Origin of the sequence: Chitinophaga filiformis, from assembly GCF_023100805.1 — a bacterium.
Taxonomy (GTDB): domain Bacteria; phylum Bacteroidota; class Bacteroidia; order Chitinophagales; family Chitinophagaceae; genus Chitinophaga; species Chitinophaga filiformis_B.
Map to the genome: position 1 here is coordinate 1,470,871 of NZ_CP095855.1, position 19,023 is coordinate 1,489,893.

Annotated in this window: 13 protein-coding genes; 10 read left to right on the top strand and 3 right to left on the bottom strand. The window is 46.4% G+C overall.

Translation table 11 applies throughout. The features are described from left to right. Positions 1-46 precede the first annotated feature (46 nt). On the top strand, positions 47-1,354 hold the full coding sequence (locus MYF79_RS06150) for a porin (protein ID WP_247813041.1): 1,308 nt from the start codon (positions 47-49) through the stop codon (positions 1,352-1,354). 2 nt (positions 1,355-1,356) lie between these two features. Here the strand turns inward: MYF79_RS06150 and MYF79_RS06155 are convergent, their stop codons facing one another. The 3 genes from MYF79_RS06155 to MYF79_RS06165 all read right to left on the bottom strand — a co-directional run bounded on the left by MYF79_RS06155 (position 1,357) and on the right by MYF79_RS06165 (position 4,154). Then, entirely contained in the window at positions 1,357-2,403 is a 1,047-nt protein-coding gene (locus MYF79_RS06155; RefSeq protein ID WP_247813042.1) for a sensor histidine kinase, read from the bottom strand. A 149-nt stretch (positions 2,404-2,552) separates the two neighbouring features. Further along, complete coding sequence (locus MYF79_RS06160; RefSeq protein WP_199654833.1) at positions 2,553-3,236, bottom strand: response regulator transcription factor; 684 nt, start codon at positions 3,234-3,236, stop codon at positions 2,553-2,555. A gap of 171 nt (positions 3,237-3,407) precedes the next feature. Continuing rightward, positions 3,408-4,154, bottom strand: coding sequence for a DUF1003 domain-containing protein (locus MYF79_RS06165; RefSeq protein ID WP_247813043.1), 747 nt, complete (start codon positions 4,152-4,154; stop codon positions 3,408-3,410). Between the two features lie 125 nt (positions 4,155-4,279). Here MYF79_RS06165 and MYF79_RS06170 point away from each other — a divergent pair, with 125 nt between their 5' ends. From MYF79_RS06170 to MYF79_RS06210, 9 genes are all read left to right on the top strand, one after another. Continuing rightward, entirely contained in the window at positions 4,280-6,475 is a 2,196-nt protein-coding gene (locus MYF79_RS06170) for a hypothetical protein (protein WP_247813044.1), read from the top strand. A gap of 161 nt (positions 6,476-6,636) precedes the next feature. Beyond that, entirely contained in the window at positions 6,637-8,310 is a 1,674-nt protein-coding gene (locus MYF79_RS06175) for an ABC transporter ATP-binding protein (protein WP_247813045.1), read from the top strand. A 51-nt stretch (positions 8,311-8,361) separates the two neighbouring features. Next, positions 8,362-12,129 (top strand): DUF3857 domain-containing protein, encoded by a 3,768-nt coding sequence (locus MYF79_RS06180; protein WP_247813046.1) that lies wholly within the window; start codon positions 8,362-8,364, stop codon positions 12,127-12,129. Between the two features lie 127 nt (positions 12,130-12,256). Then, positions 12,257-13,393 carry a F0F1 ATP synthase subunit A gene (atpB, locus tag MYF79_RS06185; RefSeq protein WP_247813047.1) on the top strand — a complete coding sequence of 379 codons (1,137 nt, stop codon included), beginning with the start codon at positions 12,257-12,259 and terminating at the stop codon, positions 13,391-13,393. Between the two features lie 45 nt (positions 13,394-13,438). Beyond that, complete coding sequence (atpE, locus tag MYF79_RS06190; RefSeq protein WP_012788904.1) at positions 13,439-13,720, top strand: ATP synthase F0 subunit C; 282 nt, start codon at positions 13,439-13,441, stop codon at positions 13,718-13,720. Positions 13,721-13,837: 117 nt separating this feature from the next. Continuing rightward, positions 13,838-14,332, top strand: coding sequence for a F0F1 ATP synthase subunit B (atpF, locus tag MYF79_RS06195; protein ID WP_247813048.1), 495 nt, complete (start codon positions 13,838-13,840; stop codon positions 14,330-14,332). A 95-nt stretch (positions 14,333-14,427) separates the two neighbouring features. Next, positions 14,428-14,988, top strand: coding sequence for an ATP synthase F1 subunit delta (atpH, locus tag MYF79_RS06200; protein WP_247813049.1), 561 nt, complete (start codon positions 14,428-14,430; stop codon positions 14,986-14,988). A gap of 87 nt (positions 14,989-15,075) precedes the next feature. Further along, positions 15,076-16,653 carry a F0F1 ATP synthase subunit alpha gene (gene atpA, locus MYF79_RS06205; protein ID WP_247813050.1) on the top strand — a complete coding sequence of 526 codons (1,578 nt, stop codon included), beginning with the start codon at positions 15,076-15,078 and terminating at the stop codon, positions 16,651-16,653. A 188-nt stretch (positions 16,654-16,841) separates the two neighbouring features. After that, the gene (locus tag MYF79_RS06210; RefSeq protein ID WP_247813051.1) at positions 16,842-18,992 is read left to right on the top strand and encodes a TonB-dependent receptor; all 2,151 of its coding nucleotides are present in this window, start codon (positions 16,842-16,844) and stop codon (positions 18,990-18,992) included. Positions 18,993-19,023: the final 31 nt, after the last annotated feature.

The window sequence follows — 19,023 nt, forward strand, 5'->3', positions numbered from 1 at the left end:
TTTTTCCGTTGTTTTGCGCAAATTTTCCTGAATGCGACTTAAACATATGGCAATCATCTGCTTGCCTTTGTTATCTTCCGGTATTGCCAAAGCACAGTTTCTGATGGATATGATAGATACCACTACCAGCGTAGGAAAAGGTATGTTTTCATTATATCAGAAGTACGACGCCGTGCGTTTCAGCGGGTATATTCAGCCCCAGTTCCAGTATGCCAGCTCTAAAGGAATTGACAGCTATGCCGGCGGAAACTTCCCGAAAGAGGTAGACAACAGGTTCACCCTGCGTCGTGGCCGTTTCCGTCTCGACTATGCCCGCTACGACGAGGATCACATGCCTGTTGTACAGTTTGCCTTCCAGTTTGATGGTACGGAAAGAGGGGTATTTATCCGCGATTTCTTTGGCCGCATTTTCGAAAATAAGTGGGATGTCTTCTCCCTGACGGCAGGTATGTTTGCCCGGCCCTTCAGTTATGAGGTGAATCTCTCCTCAGGCGATCGTGAAACGCCCGAACGCGGGCGTATGTCGCAGATCCTGATGAAGACAGAGCGCGACATAGGGGCGATGGTATCTTTTGAGCCCCGCCGTCCTGATCATCCTTTGGGATTCCTGAAGATTGATGCAGGTCTGTTTAACGGACAGGGCCTGACCGCTACCAGTGATTTTGACAGCCATAAAGACTTTATCACCCGTGTGGGAGTGAAACCATTGAAGCTGAACAGCCGTAACTGGCGCCTGTCGGGAGCCGTGTCTATGCTATATGGTGGAATGGAGCAGTTCACCCGTTACATTTACAAAATGGGGCAGTCTGCGGGTAAGCCGGCATATTATGTCGATTCTTCGGCCACCAATCAGGGCAAAATTGCGCCGCGCCATTATTATGGAGCAGATGTCCAGTTCAGGGTGCCTAACGGGAAAAATAAGGGCGCTACCGAGATCAGACTGGAATATATGCGTGGTACGCAGACGGCAACAGCATCTACCAGCGAAACGCCAGGCACGATACCTGTCAATGGCAGTGTGAATGCGCCCCTGTATATCAGGAACTTCGACGGTGCTTATTTGTACCTGTTACAGAACATGGGCGACCCAATGAACCTGATCGTAGTGAAATACGACTGGTATGACCCCAATAAGAAGGTAAAGGGAAAGGAAATCGGTGCAACTAATGGAGGAATGAGCCCGGCCGACATCAGGTATAATACCCTGGGCCTGGGTTTTGTGCATTATTTCAATGCAAATATGAAGGTGATGTTGTATTACGATCTGGTGAAAAATGAATCTACGTCCCTGGAGGGATATACAAAAGACCTGCCGGACAATGTATTTACCTGCAGGCTCCAATACCGTTTTTAAACTTATTCACCGGATTCCAGGGTAAAGCCGAAGGTGGAACCTATCTCCGGTTTACTGCGGATATTGATGGTCTGACCATGGGCTTCAATGATGTGCTTTACAATCGCCAGGCCCAGACCTGTACCGCCTATGTCACGGCTACGGGCCCTGTCGGTACGATAGAACCGTTCAAATACGCGGGGAAGGTGTTCTTCCGCAATACCGATACCATCATCCGATATTTCGATCAGTACGCGTTTGTCGTCCATCACGTATATACTGGCTACGGTATGGCCATCCGGACGGCCGTATTTGATGGAGTTGTCCACGAGGTTGATCAGTACCTGTCTCACCTTTTCTTTGTCGGCCAATACATGGATTGGGGCTTCACAGCCTTTCTTTACATTAAACTTGATACCCTTGGTATTGGCTTTAAGCGACAGCGTGTCAAAGACATCCCTGATAAGGTCCTGTATGACGAAATTTTCGCTGTTAATGGTCATTTCTCCACTTTCCAGCTTGGATATTTCATCCAGGTCATCTATCAGGCGGCAAAGCCTGTCAATATTCTTGGTGGCATTTTTCAGAAATATCTTGTTGACATTCGGATCTTCCAGCGCACCGTCGAGGAGGGTATGAATATATCCCTGTACGGCAAAGATGGGCGTTTTCAGTTCATGGCTGAGATTGAGGAGGAACTCCTTGCGGAATTCTTCATTACGGCGCAACATGTCCAGCTCTTCCTTTTTCTGGCTGGCCCATTTTTCCACATCTTCACTTACCTCTTCAATGGTCTTCAGGGGAAGAATGTTCTTGTTGAAGAACTCTTCTCTTTTCGAGGCTTTGGTCTGGTAAATGAATTTGTAAATGAGCTTTATTTTCCTGTAAATGAAATTCTGCAGCGTATACAGATACAGGTAATAAGACACCAGGAAGGTGAGTACAAACGCAATCAGCACTATTTTCCAGTGAGCATTTATCAATAGGGTGCCCAGTGTAATAACAACCGAAAGTATGAGGGCAGTAAATCCTGCCAGTTTTTGTGGAGAAAGATTCTTGGCTTTAAACATACTCCATAATGAGTAATCGTTATAATAGCGGGAAATTAAACCAATTTTTTCACTTGACATAACACACAAGCTGGATACGCAATGCCCTTTTACGTATCTCTGGTAGAAAGAAATAGCGGTTAAATGGTAAGCATGTGAGCAGGTGCAGTTTACATCTCAAACTTATAGCCCACGCCCTTCACTGTTGTAATGAGGTCAATACCTATTTTCTGGCGTATTTTACGGATGTGTACATCGATAGTTCGGTCGCCGACAATTACTTCTGTACCCCATACCTGGTTCAATATCTCGTTGCGGAGAAATACCCGGCCCGGTTTTGAAGCCAGCAGCTGCAGCAGTTCGAATTCCTTCTTTGCAAGGATGATCTCCTGACCTTTGTAGGTTACTGTGAATTTTTCGCGGTCAATGATCAGATCACCCAGCTGTACCTGTGTATCCTCAGGTTTGTGCAGGCGGCGGAAAAGCGCGTTGATACGGCTTACCAGCAATTTTGGCTTAATGGGTTTAGCGATATAATCATCAGCGCCCATGTTCAAACCATCTATTTCTGATTTTTCATCATTTAGTGCGGTGAGGAACAGCACCATGGTATCTTTAAATTCCGGGATCTTCCGGATCTCGCGACAGGTATCTATACCGTTTTTATTCGGCATCATGATATCCAGCATGATAAGGTCGGGGCGGAATACTTTTGCTTTCTGAACAGCCTCGCTGCCATCTTTCGCCGTAATAGTGTCATATCCGGCCGATTTAAGATTATAGCTGATGATTTCCAGAATATCTATCTCGTCATCCACCACCAAGATTTTACCTGCAACCGCTTGGTCTATCATATATATTGACTTTTTAAAGACGGCACAAAATTATAACGCAGTCTCCGCTATTAATGAAAAGTTAACATTATCTAATTGTTAATTCGGGCATAATGCACAACCGCAAAGGAATACCGGTCATACAAAATTACGCTATTTTTTGCTGAGTACGTGGATGTTAGAATAGTATTATTAGGCAGGATCGCCATTTGTATGTTTGTGATTATTAGTACTTCCGGCGATCTTTTTTAATGCCTGATTCACTTCATTGAGCATCTCCAGCTGGGTTTGCTGTATTTCCATCATATCCTGCTGCTGGTGGAGGATGAGATGGTCTATCTTCTCATGCAGGATCCTCACTTCCAGCTCAGATTTCAGGTTGATCATGTAGTCATTTTTGGCCCGCTGTCTGTCCTTTTCCTCCTGCCTGTTCTGGCTCATCATAATAACAGGAGCCTGGAGCGCGGCAAGACAGGACAAAATGAGGTTCAGCAGGATGAAAGGGTAGGGGTCGAAAGCCCTGTTGGCCAGCCAGTATATGTTAATGCCCATCCAGACCAGGATGAACACCAGGAACATGATAATGAAGGTCCAGCTGCCGCCAAAGGTGGCTATTTTGTCTGCCAGGCGCTGCCCGTAGGAGAGGTTGGCAGGATTATCTCCCCCGTCCAGTTTATCGGTGAGTGTTTCATGCTCTTTCAGCTTTTCCAGGACCATTTTTTCCATTTCGGTCAGTTCCCCTATCTCCCTGGCAAACAGATGCTCCAGGTACTTTTGCCGGTATTCGTTGAGTTCGGAAACTGCCAGGTGGGATTTGGGGGTGACATGTGGATGGTCTTTCCGGACCAGCTCCAGGATGTTCTTGCTAACGTTCCGGCAATGTACTTTCTCTGAACTAGGGAATGATTTTCCCGACATATCACTAATAAAGGTTTGCATATGAAACTCACGGTTTTGAGGGCTTAAAAGTACGCTTAATAGGCCGGAAATGCGGTGCTGTGGTATTTTGGTAGTAAATTTGCTATACTAGCTTTAGTATGTAAGAGTAAAGCATATTTATATTAATGAAAAGAATTATAACTATTATCTTCATGCTGGTCTCCCTGCAGGACCTGCTCTATGCACAAACGCAAAAAGTTGAAATACCTATCGGAAGAATCGGTTTCCACGATAATATTGACAAAGAACAGGCTGCGGCCCTGAAATTTGACGGCAAGGCAGACGACCTGGTACGCGTATCGGACGACCAGACCATCAATTTACAGGTTACGGATGCATTGATCAAACAGATAGACGATATGCAGACCCAGATAGAGCTGGATTCTGCCCTGGATCACCGTTTGAAGATCAAATATCTTTCAGGCCTGTATGTAATGATCCACGATTATAATATCAAACGTAGCTACCGGAGAATAGCGCCGGAAGAAGCGCCGTCCATGGTACAGGCCTATCGCGATATGATGAAGGCCGATATCAGGGGCGCCAGCATCCTGCCTTATGTACAGAACCTGTCGTTCGACGCAGGAGAAAGGATGATAGAACCTTTCCGCGACAATCCCGGCTACAAGGATGCGCGCGGTGTGTTGTTTGCAAAATATGCCTTCAATAACCTGGAAACTGTGATGTCACAGATAGGTAACTACCTGGAATATCCAGCCACCGACACTGTAATAGCCGCGGTTGCCAGGAAATATCCTAACCAGGTACTGACTTACGCTACTTCTTATACACCGGTAGCTACTGCCATTAAAAAGAACCAGGACCCGATCGTTCAGCTGATCGTGCAGATTGGTAATTCAGGGCAATCTACCCTGATACTGCCTTTCATCGATGAACTGATGGCGGGTACTACTACCGTGGAAAAGCTATCTGCCATTGTTGATAATGAAGACATGTACTTCAAACAACTGGTAAAAAGTGCTATCAAGTTACAGAATCGTAAAAATAACGGCGAAAACATCATTGGTCTCAAAGCAATGATGGAAAACCTTCAGGCCCGTTCGCTGCATTATATACGCGAGATAAATGACCTGCATGAAGAGCCTGCAAATGTACGTTTCCGTATAGTAAAGGATTTTACGCCGGAGGAACTTTATTACCTGATCATCAATGGCCAGGAGGAACTGTATACCTCCAGCTATACCAACCACAATAATGCAGGCATCTATGACCAGATGATGGCGCGGATGAAACCGCCCCGTGGAGACAGTCTGCTAATGCTGGTGGAATTTGACAGGTTCAAGAAGTTCATTGCGATGGCCGCCGGCTTCAATACCCTGGACAACTTCCTGAAATCCATGGCCCCGGAAAATGCGAACTATCTCATGAAGAAATATGTGAGCAGCCTGGAAAAGACCGAAGACCTGGAAGACGCTGTGGACGTAGCAAACTCTTTTGGCAGCATCCGCGATCCAAAATTGCTGGCCTTCCTGCGGGAAGAAGTGCGGAAGAATTACCTTTTCGTATCCCGCAAGAAGGAGAGAAGAGGTACTGTGATCTATGAACTGCTGGGAAGCCTGTTTGACACAGAAACGGAGAAAGGCAGTGATTCTTCAAAAGCCAGCGAAATGGCTGCCAAACTGCAGTTGCCTCCCATTAACTTCGTGACTTATAATGCATTACTGAGCGATAGCGGTATGGTATACCAGCAGGTATTCTTCTACGGTGATAAAGACGGGCATGACTCTTATATAAGTTTCATGAGCAACTTCCCTGCAGGTGAGTGGAAGGTCACCAAGAACAAGTACTGGGCCACTATTCAGTCTGTCAAAGGCAAACCGGTGACTATTTACGCCAACCTGCCGCTGGAAGAGCCTGAGGATAAAACGGCCATTCAGAAGCTGAGCGAATACCTGGACGAGAACGACATTCATCCAACCGTTTTCATTCACCGTGGTCATAGTTATCATGTGAATACCACACTCGATAATCTGCAGAGTTCAGCCAAGATCGTTGTACTGGGTTCCTGCGGCGGCTATCACAACCTGGCTATTGTACTGCAGAAATCGCCGGAGGCGCATATCATTTCTTCCAAACAGGTAGGGACCCGTTTCGTTAATGAACCGATCATCCGTACCCTGGACGAGACCATTCGCAGTGGTAAAAATGTGGACTGGGTTCAGATGTGGGCTGCGCTGGGCAAACGCTTTGCAGGAGATGCCCGCAATAAGGAGCTGTTCAGTGACTATGTACCACCACATAAGAACCTGGGCGCTATATTTATCAAGGCCTACAAACAGATCATGAAAGAGGATAAATAAACGAATTGTGAAATAAAGAAAAAGCCCTCTGGCAATATTGCCGGAGGGCTTTTTCTTTATACTTTTGTAAGGTGGAAAATACAGCGGTTAAGAAGGTTTTTGATATTAGCTTATTAAGGAGGATATTCACTTTTGCAGTTCCATACAGGCGCTCGTTCTATATGTCGATGTTCCTGACGGTATTACTTGCCGTTATATCGCCTATGAGGCCATACCTGATACAGCTAACAGTAGACAAATATATCGCGGGTCAGCTTATGCAGATGCTGATCATTATTACTGTTGTCCAGGTGCTGTTGTTGCTGCTGGAAACAGTGATGCGCTTTTACTTTTCCTATCTCACCAACTGGCTCGGACAATCTGTGATAAAAGACCTTCGTGTCACAGTGTATAAAAAGATCGTTCATCTTAACCTGGGTTTCTTCGACAAAACAGCGATCGGTACCCTTACTACCCGGACCATCAATGATATTGAGGCTATCAATGATGTTTTCTCTGAGGGATTGATCTCAATTATAGCTGACATGCTGATGATCATAGCGATCCTCGTTGTGATGTTTATGGAAGACTGGCGGCTAACGCTGATCAGCCTTTCTCCTTTTCCCATACTAATCATTGCGACGTATATTTTCAAGGAAAGCGTGAACAAGTCCTTCTACCGTGTGAGGAATGCCGTATCGGCACTGAACGCGTTTGTGCAGGAGCATCTGACCGGCGTAGTGATCGTACAGGCATTTACCGGCGAAAAGCGCGAATACGCCCGTTTCCGTCAGATTAATAAAGAGCATCGCGCCGCTAACATAGATGCTATTTTTGCTTATTCTGTATTCTTCCCGGTTGTAGAAATTATCCTGGCTATATCGCTTGGGCTGATGGTATGGTGGGGCGCCAACAAGGTGCTGAATTATGAGGTGACCCAGGGAGTAATGATCGCTTTCATTATGTACCTGAACATGTTGTTCCGTCCCCTGCGCATGCTGGCTGATAAGTTCAACACATTGCAGATGGGGATGGTAGCGAGCGAGCGTGTGTTCAGGATCATGGACAGCGATGATCATATTGCCGATACGGGAACGAAGGATGCCACCGGTATGAAAGGCGCCATTACTTTTGATCATGTTTACTTTGCGTATAAAGACGCCGAATATGTGCTGAAGGATATTGACTTTGCTGCCCGTCCGGGCGAAACCATCGCTATTGTGGGGCACACCGGTTCGGGTAAAACAACGATCATCAGTATTCTGAACCGCCTGTATGAAATACAGAAGGGCCGGATCCTGATAGATGGTACTGATATTAAAGAATATTCATTGTCAGCCCTCCGCAGTAAGATAGGCGTAGTACTGCAGGATGTATTCCTCTTTGCTGGCTCTGTGTATGAGAATATAACGCTTCGTAATCCCGCTATTACAAAAGAACAGGTAGAACAGGCTTCCCGTTTGATAGGAATGCATGACTTCATCATGCAACTGCCCGGTGGTTATGATTACCAGGTGATGGAACGGGGAAGTACCCTGTCACTGGGGCAGCGCCAGCTCATCTCGTTTGTCCGTGCGCTGTTGTATAACCCCTCTATCCTGATCCTGGATGAGGCCACTTCTTCCGTAGATACCGAATCGGAAATGCTGATCCAGCAAGCAATAGACAAACTGATATCTGACCGTACCTCTATTATAATCGCACACAGATTATCCACCATCAGCAAAGCCAATAAGATTATCGTGCTGGATAAGGGCGAGATCAGGGAAATGGGAACCCATGAAGAATTGCTGAAACTGGGTGGATTTTATCATAAGTTACACAGTATGCAATTCAAGCAGACAGGGGTTATGTGAGCGAGTTTCATTACATTAGAGTAGTGAATAATTATAATCCCTTCCTATTTTATGAGCTGCTCTAAAAAATCTATTATTGTCTGTGCACTACTGTCACTTTTTTCGTTTGTTACCTTTGCCGGGGACTATGACAAAGGCTGGGACGCACTCAATAAAAACGACAAACCTCATGCAATTGAGTATTTCAGGAAAGCGCTGAAAAGCGATCCTGCACGTAAGAGTAATGCCATGGCGGCATTGATCCTGTTGGAGGCCTACGAAATGAACAGCGTTGGTTTCCTTGACAGATATCCCAATCCACTGGATGTTTTTACCGACATTAATCCCTATGTATATGCCCTGTGGTTCAACGATGCCATTCTGGGAGACTATGGCGTAAAAACAGGTAAACAGCGGGCAAACCTGGAAAGGGTCCTGGCGGATCCCCGTTTTCATGGATCTCTGAAAGCGGCTGCCAACTATTTTAAAGGATTTCATTATTTCAGCGGGCAAATGATGGATAGCGCCGCACTGGCCTTTCCGAAGATAGGAGCCCTGGAACGCTGGCAGTTTATCGGCGCTTTCGATAACATCAGCGGCAGTGGCTTCAACAAAGAATATGGTCCTGTAAAAGAGCCTGCCGCGGGCAAAGGGTTCTCTTCCTACAACAATACTACTATCGACTGGTTTAAACCTTTACTGATAACCCAGCAGGGCTGGGTATTTGTAGGATCTTTGTTCCCCGCCAATACAGCGGTGGGATATGCGCAAACCTTCGTGAAAGCGGATGCCGACATGGATGCAATACTGTGTCTGGGAGGCAGAGGTTCATTGAAGGCCTGGGTAAATGACAAGCTGCTGATCGCTGAAGAAGAGGAACGCGCAACGGAACTGGACCAGTACAATGTGCGGTGCCATCTTAATAAAGGATACAACCGTATCCTGATTCAGATAGGGTATACCAGCGATGAGATGCCGAACTTTATTGTCCGCCTGGCAGATGAAAAGTATGAACCATTGAAAGGTATCAGTATCAGCAATGACGTACAATCATATCAGCCTGATAAGAATACAGATGCACCTAAATTGTTGCCTCATTTTGCAGAAACATATTTCAAGGCGCAGATAGCAAAATATCCGCAGGATCCCATTTATCCTATTCTGTTGTCCAAGGTATATACACGCAATAAAGAGCGTGATAAGGCCAAGGCGGCTATGTACGGGTTGTATAAAAAGTACCCGGACAACGCCCTGGTGCTTTATCAGTACATGGACTGCATGTCTTACCAGTACGACAGAACTGCCCTGGCTGAGCTGACAGAGAAGATCAAACAGATGGATCCTGAGAACTACCAGGTAATGCAGAATAATGAAGATCAGCTGGAGAAAGAGAAGAAGTATGCAGAGGCAATGGATATGATCAACCAGATGGACGCGAAAAATGGTCCGAAGGTTTGGTCTGTTGCGAAACGCTTATATCTGAATGCATACCTGCAACGGGTGGATAGTATGGTGTACCTGCTGAAAGAAGCCTATGCGAAATATCCGGAAAGTCCCCAGTTTGCCGCCGCTATGTCCCAGTATCATGAACATATGCTGAAAGACCCGGTGGAGGGACTGAAAGTACTGGAAAAATACCTGGACAAGTATTATGAATATGATATGATGAAGGCGCTGGCAGAAGCCTATTTTCAGCAGAATGATCCGGTAAAGGGCGTGGCTACGTTGAAACGGATCATCGCTTCTGCGCCTTACGATGTCAATACCTACACACCATTAGTGTCGCATTTCTTTGCCCGCCAGCAATATGATTCTGCAATATACTACCTGGAAATAGAACGCCAGATCAGCCCCTACCGGCACCAGGCCCTGGGTGATATTGCAAGCTGTTACCTGCAGATGGGCGATAAGAAAAAGGCGCTGGAATACTATAAGCAGGCATTGCAACTGTATGCCGGTGGATACACTTACAGGGAAAAGATCCGGGAGCTGGAAAACAAACCGGATGTATTTAGCTATTTTCCGCAACAGGATTATTATGCGGAGATCAATAAAAATCTGAAAGCAAAGAAAGATACCTCCAAGAGCTATTATTACATTTTTAATGAGAAGAAAGTGGTGTTGTATGCGGAAGGAGCCAGTGAGCAGGTAAACAATATTGCTGTTTACATCAACAACAAAGATGGCCTTGAACGCTGGAAGGAAGTGAGTATTCCGTACAACAGCGTATACCAGGATATGACCATCATCAAAGCGGAAGTGGTGAAGGCAAGTGGTGCAAAAGTGCCTGCGGAAACATACGATAATGAGGTGGTGTATACGCGCCTGGAACCGGGAGATGTTGTGTATCTGAACTACAAGGTGAGCAACTATGGTATTGGCCGGCTGGGACGTGAATACTGGGACAAGTTTTACTTTTCTACTTTCAGTCCCACACTTATGGCCAGGTACAGCATATTAGTGGCAGACCAGTTGCCGATGTACTACGAGCTGACAAACAGCCAGGGCCTGAAACCGGTTGAAAGCAAGCATGAGAATTTCCGCATGTATACATGGGAGATGCGTAACATACCTGCCTTTAAAGATGAAGGGTATAGTCCCAACGTCAATGACATAGGTCAGGTGTTACATGTGTCCACTGTGAAGTCCTGGGACTTTATTGCGGAATGGTATAGTGACATTACCCGTATCCAGTCAAAAGAGGACTTTGATGTCAATGCCGCTTATAAGGAAGTGTTCCCGAACGGGGTAGCCGGTTTAAGCGACAGTGAGAAGGCACTGCGTATTTACAATTACATCGAGCAGCACATCAGCTACAGTTCGGTTTCTTTCAGGCAGGGGGCATATGTACCGCAACGTGCCTCCAAGACGCTGAATACCCGCCTGGGAGACTGCAAGGACCTCTCCACACTGTTTGTATCTTTTGCCCGTAAGGCCGGTATGGACGCTAACCTGGTGCTGGTGAGCACCCGTGGTAATGGTCAGCAGGGTATGCGCTTGCCATCCATGGAGTTCAACCACTGTATAGTGCGCTATAAGGACGGCGATAGCTACCGTAGCCTGGAACTGACTGATAATCACCTGCCGTTCAACGCAATGCCACAGAGCCTGGTAGGAGCACAGATCTTGAATATTCCTTATGAACATAAGCCAGGGGAAGTGATCCGCTTATTTGAACCGGCCGGTCACTTTGACGTTACAAAAACCAGGAAGAGCCGTATCCTGGTGGACAATGCCGATCTGCACATCAATACTATCCTGACAGCCAATGGGGAAGTGGCCTCAGGTTTGAGGAGCAATTATGGCGACAAGGCGCAGGATGAACTGAAGAAGGACCTGCAGGAGTCTGTATCCGGACAGTTCAGGAACCCGGTTACCCTTGAGAAGTTCGCTTTCAGCAACCTGGACAACCTGAAGGACACGGTGATCATGGATGCGACCTATACAGTAAAGAATGATGTGATCAGTGTGGGAGATCTCAATATGGTGAAGCCGCCATTACTTGATATAGTAGCGACTGCCGACATTTTTAACAATGAGCCCCGTCAATATCCGTTTGAGTACTGGAGATATGAGAATGTGGACCATTATAACACGGAAGTGGAGATCGAGTTGCCGGCAGGGAAAGCGTTTGACCAGGTGCCTGGTAATGTTCAGGCCAGCTTCGGAGATATGAAATATGAGCTTACTTATGTGAAAACGGCGCCTAATAAGCTGTTAATCAAGCGTGTATTTCAAACAAATATCCGTGACAACATACAACCGGATGCCTTCCCGAAGATGAAGGATTTCTTTAATCTGATTGTAGCAGCTGAGCAGAAATATGTTTCATTTAAGTAAATAATTCAATATGTTATGAAGGCGAGGGACCGTTGTTTACGGTCCCTCTTTAGTTGTACATATTTTTTGTAGTCGCTCACCTTTTTGATAATAAAACTGCTATCTTTGCGCAAAATTTCAGAAAGCGGTGATTTCCTACAATCTGTCCAAATATAGACTGGTAGCCCTTATTGTTGCACTTAGCATAAGCGGTTTTAGTACGTTTGCGAATACTTCGGAATCTCATGAAGAGGAGAAGAAGGGTTTTGATGCCAAGGAAGTGCTTCTTGGTCACGTAAAGGACGCGCATGACTGGCATTTGTTCAGTCTGGGAGAAACACATGTTACTCTTCCCCTGCCTGTTATTATTTATAGCAAAGAGAAAGGAATTTCCGCCTTTTCATCTGCTGCTTTTCATCATGGCCATGAGTCTCACGATGGTTATCGCCTGGTAAACAAGCATTACCGTGAGGAAAAAGGCCTGGAAGAGGCTAAATATCCTGACGAAAGGATCATTGCGGTAGACGCCAATGACAATCCTACCGGAGCGGAGATCTATGATCTGTCTATCACCAAGAACATTACTTCCATGATCCTGGCGGCTGTTCTGCTGATCTGGCTGATGACCAGTGTAGCGAAAGCCTATACCACCAGAGGCGCCAAGAAAGCGCCAAAAGGTATGCAGAGCCTCCTGGAACCGGTGATCATCTTCATCCGTGATGAAGTAGTTAAGCCGAACATTCCGGGTGGAAATGCAGAGCGTTTTGCTCCGTTCATTCTGACTATTTTCTTTTTTATATTGATAAACAACCTGTTAGGCTTACTGCCAGGTTCTGCTAACGTGACCGGTAACATTGCGGTTACTTTTGCCCTGGCCCTGATCAGTTTCGTAGTAACCACGTTCAGCGCAAATAAGCATTTCTGGGCGCATACACTGAACCCACCGGTTCCGGGATGGGTAAAGCCTATCTTAGTACCTGTTGAGATCATTGGTATCTTCACTAAGCCGGTGTCTCTGATGATACGACTGTTCGCCAATATCCTGGCTGGTCACATCATTATCCTGAGCATTATTTCCCTGGTATTTATCTTCGGTTCCCTGAACAAAGCGGCAGGATATGGTTTCTTACCGATCACTGTGCTGTTCAACATCGTGATGATGATGCTGGAACTGCTGGTAGCATTTATTCAGGCGTTCATTTTTGCGAACCTGACGGCGGTGTTCATTGGACAGGGCATGGAGCAGCCACATCATGATCATCATGATGGCCACGGGCATCATTAATTATTGTAGGACAAATTAGTAATCAAATATAAATACACATTCATTATGGCAATTTTAACTGTTTTATTGCAGGCTGCTCCTGAAGCTGCTGCAGCTGCTGCTGCTTCAGCAGGTCTGGCTAAGGCTGGTGGTGCTATTGGTGCTGGTATCGCTGCTATCGCAGCTGGTATCGGTGTAGGTAACATCGGTAAAAGCGCGCTGGAATCCATCGCTCGTCAGCCAGAAGCTGCAAACGACATCCGTGCAAACATGATCCTGGCTGCGGCGCTGGTAGAGGGTGTTGCCCTGTTCGGCGTTATCGCTGGTCTGTTGGCAGTAGTGCTGTAAGGCTAAACTTTTTACTGCATCCGGCGCACAGGGCAAAGGATGCAGTAATGTTTTACAAAGGATGTGTATCCGGATTGCTTATCAATCAACTTGCGAACCAAATAAATATTCATAATCATGGATCTGTTGCAGCCCGCGTTAGGCTTGTTTTTCATTTCATTACTCATATTCATTATTGTATTCCTCATCCTGAAGAAATTTGCGTGGAAACCAATTCTGTCCACGTTGAAAGAAAGGGAAACCTCTATTTCTGATGCTATTGCATCTGCGGAAAGAGTGAAGGAAGAAATGGCGCAGATGAAAGCTGAACATGAGCACGTACTGGCAGAAGCAAAAGCTGAGAGAAGTAAGATTCTGAAGGAAGCAAAAGATGCTAAAGATCAGATCCTCAGCGAGGCGAAAGCACAGGCGCAGCTGGAAGCTAAGAAGATCATCAGCGAAGCTTATACGGCTATCGACAACCAGAAAATGGCTGCTCTGACAGACGTTAAGAACCAAGTAGGTAAACTGGTGATAGAAGTAGCAGAGAAGGTGTTACGTAAAGAACTGTCTGACAAGACAGCTCAGGAAGGTTACATCAAAGAACTGGCTGGAGAAATCAAATTAAACTAAAGAGATAGGCTGGCAAGCCGGGAGCTACAGGAGATAGATGACAGGATTGTCTTTCCTCTGTAGCTTTCCCCTTGAAAAGCCCAAAGATTATAAATATGCAGAATCCCCGTTTAGCATCCCGGTATGCAAAATCTCTGGTAGATCTGGCCTCTGAAAAAGGGCAGCTGGAAGCGGTACATGCCGACATGCTGTTCATGCAGCAACTGTCTAAAACCAATCCAGACGTTGTTGCGTTGCTGAGAAGCCCTATTGTTAAGCCTGACAAGAAACAGCAGATCCTGGCTGCCATCTTTGAAGGCCGTACAAACGCTATTACCGCAGCTTTCGTGAAACTGCTGGTAGCAAAGGGAAGGGAAGGCAACCTGCCGGAAATTGCACAGGAGTTCAGTAGGCAGTATGATGTGTTAAAGAACATCAGCAAAGTGAAGATCACGACCGCAGTTCCACTGGATGCAGCTGTTCTGGAGATGATCAAAAATAAAGTACAGGCCGGCACAGACAAGCAGGTAAAGCTGGAAACAGCTGTAAATGCAGACCTGATCGGTGGTTTTGTACTGGAAACAGACAACAAGCTGTTTGATGCTTCCGTACTGCGCGATCTGAATGATATCAAAAAACAGTTTGCAGAGAACATTTACGTACCTGCAATCAAATAAGACAATTCACAGCAGCCGCTGCGTACACGCAAAGCTGTTGTCGTTATATTTAATCACTTTAACGACCTTTTATAAAAAGCATACATTATGGTGGAGATAAAACCTGATGAAATTTCGGCGATATTACGCCAGCAACTAAGCAACTTCAATGCTGCTGCCGACCTGGAAGAGGTAGGTACTGTGTTGCAGGTAGGAGACGGTATCGCTCGTATATATGGATTGAACAACGTTGGTTATGGAGAACTGGTTGAGTTTGAAAATGGTGTAAAAGCCATCGCTTTGAACCTGGAAGAAGACAACGTAGGTGTGGTATTGATGGGTGAATCCGGAGAGATCAAAGAAGGTTTTAAAGTACGCCGTACCGGTCAGATCGCTTCCATCAAAGTTGGTGAAGGCATGGTTGGCCGCGTCGTAAATACACTGGGTGCTGCTATCGACGGTAAAGGCCCTATCACTGGTGAACTTTATGAAATGCCGCTGGAACGTAAAGCTCCGGGCGTTCTGTTCCGTGAACCGGTAAAAGAACCGCTGCAGACCGGTATCAAGGCTATCGATGCCATGATCCCTATCGGCCGTGGACAGCGTGAGCTGGTGATCGGTGACCGTCAGACCGGTAAGACCGCTATCTGTATCGACACCATCATCAACCAGAAAGAATTCTTCGATGCTGGTAAACCAGTTTATTGTATCTATGTAGCAGTAGGTCAGAAAGCCTCTACTATTGCAGGTGTAATGAAAACCCTGCAGGAAGCCGGCGCTATGGCTTACACTACCATCGTTGCAGCTTCTGCTTCCGATCCGGCTCCTCTGCAGTTCTACGCTCCGTTTGCCGGTGCTGCTATCGGTGAATTCTTCCGTGACACCGGTCGTCCTGCGCTGATCATCTATGATGATCTGTCCAAACAGGCCGTTGCTTACCGTGAAGTGTCCCTGCTGCTGCGTCGTCCTCCTGGCCGTGAGGCTTATCCTGGTGACGTATTCTACCTGCACTCCCGCTTACTGGAACGTGCTGCGAAAGTGATCAGCAAGGATGAAATCGCTAAACAGATGAACGACCTGCCAGAATCTATCAGGCACCTGGTAAAAGGTGGTGGTTCCCTGACAGCGCTGCCTATCATTGAAACACAGGCCGGTGACGTATCTGCATACATCCCAACCAATGTGATCTCCATTACTGATGGTCAGATCTTCCTGGAATCCAACCTGTTCAACGCCGGTATCCGACCTGCAATCAACGTGGGTATCTCTGTAAGCCGCGTAGGTGGTAACGCTCAGATCAAATCCATGAAGAAAGTAGCCGGTACCCTGAAACTGGACCAGGCGCAATACCGTGAAATGGAAGCGTTCTCCAAATTCGGTGGTGACCTGGATGCTGCTACCAAAGTAGTACTGGATAAAGGTGCGCGTAACGTGGAGATCCTGAAACAGGCCCAGTTCGCTCCATACTCCGTGGAAAAACAGGTCGCAATGATCTACCTGGGTACCAACGGTTTGCTGCGTGAAGTGCCTGTGAAGAATGTAAAAGCATTCGAAGAGGCTTTCCTGCACGAAATGGAAGTACGCCTGCCAGAAGTGCTGGGCGAATTCAAAAAGGGTAACCTGCCTGAAGACGGCCTGAAACGTATGGTGACACTGGTAAACGAACTGAAACCAAGATTCGCTTAATTCAGCATACATCTTTTTATCTAGCTCACCGGTTTCGCCGGTGAGCTTTTTTTATTCCCTATCTTTGCGTTCAATTCCTGCCGACAAATCCCCTGTTTTCACCGACAATCTTCCCTGTCTTTACCTTTTATGGATTGAAAAGGGGCGGGTGTCAGAGTAGCTTTGTTCTGTTAAATATCGAATCCCCCATGAAACAACTCAACCTGATTCTGGCAACATTATTCTTACCGGTTTGCATGATGGCACAACAGCGCATTACCGGTAAAGTTACCGACGGCAAAAAGCGCCCTTTGCAGGGTGTGAACATTGCCGTAAAAGACACCTACGATGGGGCTACCACCACCGCGGACGGAAGCTTCTCCTTTACCACTGATGTAAAAGGCGTTCAGTACATCACTGCCACGCTGTTGGGATATACCACTCAGGAACAAAAAGTGTTCATTAACGGGACACTCGAGGTAAATATAATCATGCGCAATAATGTCAATGATCTGAAGGTGGTAACGATCACTGCCGGAAGTTTTGAAGCAAGTGATGAAGGGAAGACCACCGTACTGAAACCCCTTGACATCGTGACCACTGCCGGCGCAGGCGCTGATATCGTGAATGCACTGAAAACCTTACCTGGTACACAGCAGACGAACGACAGGGAAGGGTTGTTCGTACGTGGAGGTACCGGCTACGAAACACAGACCTACATAGACGGTATGATGGTGCGTAACCCGTTTTACTCCGGTCTCCCCGATCAACCCGGCCGCGGCCGTTTCTCTCCCTTCCTGTTTAAAGGCACGACCTTCAGCAGCGGTGGATATTCTGCCCAGTATGGTCAGGGCCTGTCCTCTGCGCTGATCCTCGAATCGACCGATCTGCCTCAGCGCTCTTCTTATTCCCTGGGCGCCTCTGTGATAGGAGTGAGTGGTGGACTGGAAGAATTGTCGAAAGATAAAAAAGGCTCCTATGGTCTTGAAGCTGATTATACCAACCTGGGACCCTACCTGGATGTACTGAAGCCAAAGTATAAATTCAGTGCCAATCCCGAAATAATGGGCGCTTCCGCCAATTTCCGGAGAAAGACTTCAAAAACTGGTATGCTTAAGTTCTATGGATACGGTAACAGGACCCATATGGGTACTATCCGTCCCAGCCTGGAGCATCCGGGTTATGATGAGCAGTTTGAATTGAGGAACCATAATATCTATACCAACCTGACATACAAAGAAAGCCTGGGCAATGATTGGAAGTTCAATGCGGGCCTCTCTTACAGCGTGAATGTTGATAAGATTGACCTGGACACACTGAATAAGAGTGAGCCTGCCAAAGTAAAGAACCAGTCAGAACTGGCACAGGTAAAAGCCATGCTGACAAAAGGCCTGGGACAATATTCCCTGCTGCGTTTCGGAGGAGAATATCAGTATGCAGTGGAAAAGTCTGCCTTTAATAACTGGCCGGCCAACTATGCCGACAACTATGCTGCCGGTTTCGTGGAAGGTGATATTTATGTTACGCCACGATTGGTAGGCCGCTTTGGTGGCAGAATGGAATACTCTTCCAGACTGGATAAAGCAAATGTGGCGCCCCGTGTATCGTTGGCTTATAAACTGACAGGCTTAAGCCAGGTATCTCTCGCTTACGGCGATTTTTATCAGAAGCCGGAACAGCAATACCTCCGTTTCAAACCTGATCTGGGTTACATGAAGGCAACACATTACATCGCTACTTATCAGTGGGTGGCTAAGCACTACACATTAAGAGTGGAGGCCTTTTACAAGAAATATCATGACCTGGTTAAAACCAGTCCCGATACTACCACTTCGGGCACAGGCTACGCCAAAGGTATTGAGTTGTTCTGGCGCGACCGCAAAACGATCAGAAACACCGATTACTGGATCTCTTATTCTTACCTGGATACAAAGCGTAACTACCTGAACTATCCTTTCGAGGTGCAGCCTGATTTCGCGGCAAAGCATACTTTCAGCGTGGTATATAAATACAATATCCCGGCTATATCCACCAATTTAGGTATTACATATACTTTCTCAACAGGAAGACCATATTACAACCCGAATCTGCCGGATAGCAAGTTTATGTCTGAAAAAACCATGACCTATAATTCCATCGGATTAAGCGCCAGTTACCTGACTTCCATCCGCAAAGCATTTACCATATTTGTACTGTCAGTGTCCAATGCACCGAACTTCAGACAGGTATATGGTTACCGCTATTCATCAGATAAATTGCGGAGGCAGGAAATCGTGCCTAATATTCCCCGGTTCATTTACCTCGGTATGTTCATGAACTTCGGAATAGACAGAAGGCAGGATGTGATCAATAATCTATAGCCCATTCTAAAACCGTTATTATAAACTACAA

Coding starts and splice junctions, on each gene's coding strand:
- MYF79_RS06150 (WP_247813041.1), top strand. CDS start 47: ATGGCAATCATCTGCTTGCCTTTGTTATCTTCCGGTATTGCCAAAGCA.
- MYF79_RS06155 (WP_247813042.1), bottom strand. CDS start 2,403: ATGTTTAAAGCCAAGAATCTTTCTCCACAAAAACTGGCAGGATTTACT.
- MYF79_RS06160 (WP_199654833.1), bottom strand. CDS start 3,236: ATGATAGACCAAGCGGTTGCAGGTAAAATCTTGGTGGTGGATGACGAG.
- MYF79_RS06165 (WP_247813043.1), bottom strand. CDS start 4,154: ATGCAAACCTTTATTAGTGATATGTCGGGAAAATCATTCCCTAGTTCA.
- MYF79_RS06170 (WP_247813044.1), top strand. CDS start 4,280: ATGAAAAGAATTATAACTATTATCTTCATGCTGGTCTCCCTGCAGGAC.
- MYF79_RS06175 (WP_247813045.1), top strand. CDS start 6,637: ATGTCGATGTTCCTGACGGTATTACTTGCCGTTATATCGCCTATGAGG.
- MYF79_RS06180 (WP_247813046.1), top strand. CDS start 8,362: ATGAGCTGCTCTAAAAAATCTATTATTGTCTGTGCACTACTGTCACTT.
- atpE (WP_012788904.1), top strand. CDS start 13,439: ATGGCAATTTTAACTGTTTTATTGCAGGCTGCTCCTGAAGCTGCTGCA.
- atpF (WP_247813048.1), top strand. CDS start 13,838: ATGGATCTGTTGCAGCCCGCGTTAGGCTTGTTTTTCATTTCATTACTC.
- atpH (WP_247813049.1), top strand. CDS start 14,428: ATGCAGAATCCCCGTTTAGCATCCCGGTATGCAAAATCTCTGGTAGAT.
- atpA (WP_247813050.1), top strand. CDS start 15,076: ATGGTGGAGATAAAACCTGATGAAATTTCGGCGATATTACGCCAGCAA.
- MYF79_RS06210 (WP_247813051.1), top strand. CDS start 16,842: ATGAAACAACTCAACCTGATTCTGGCAACATTATTCTTACCGGTTTGC.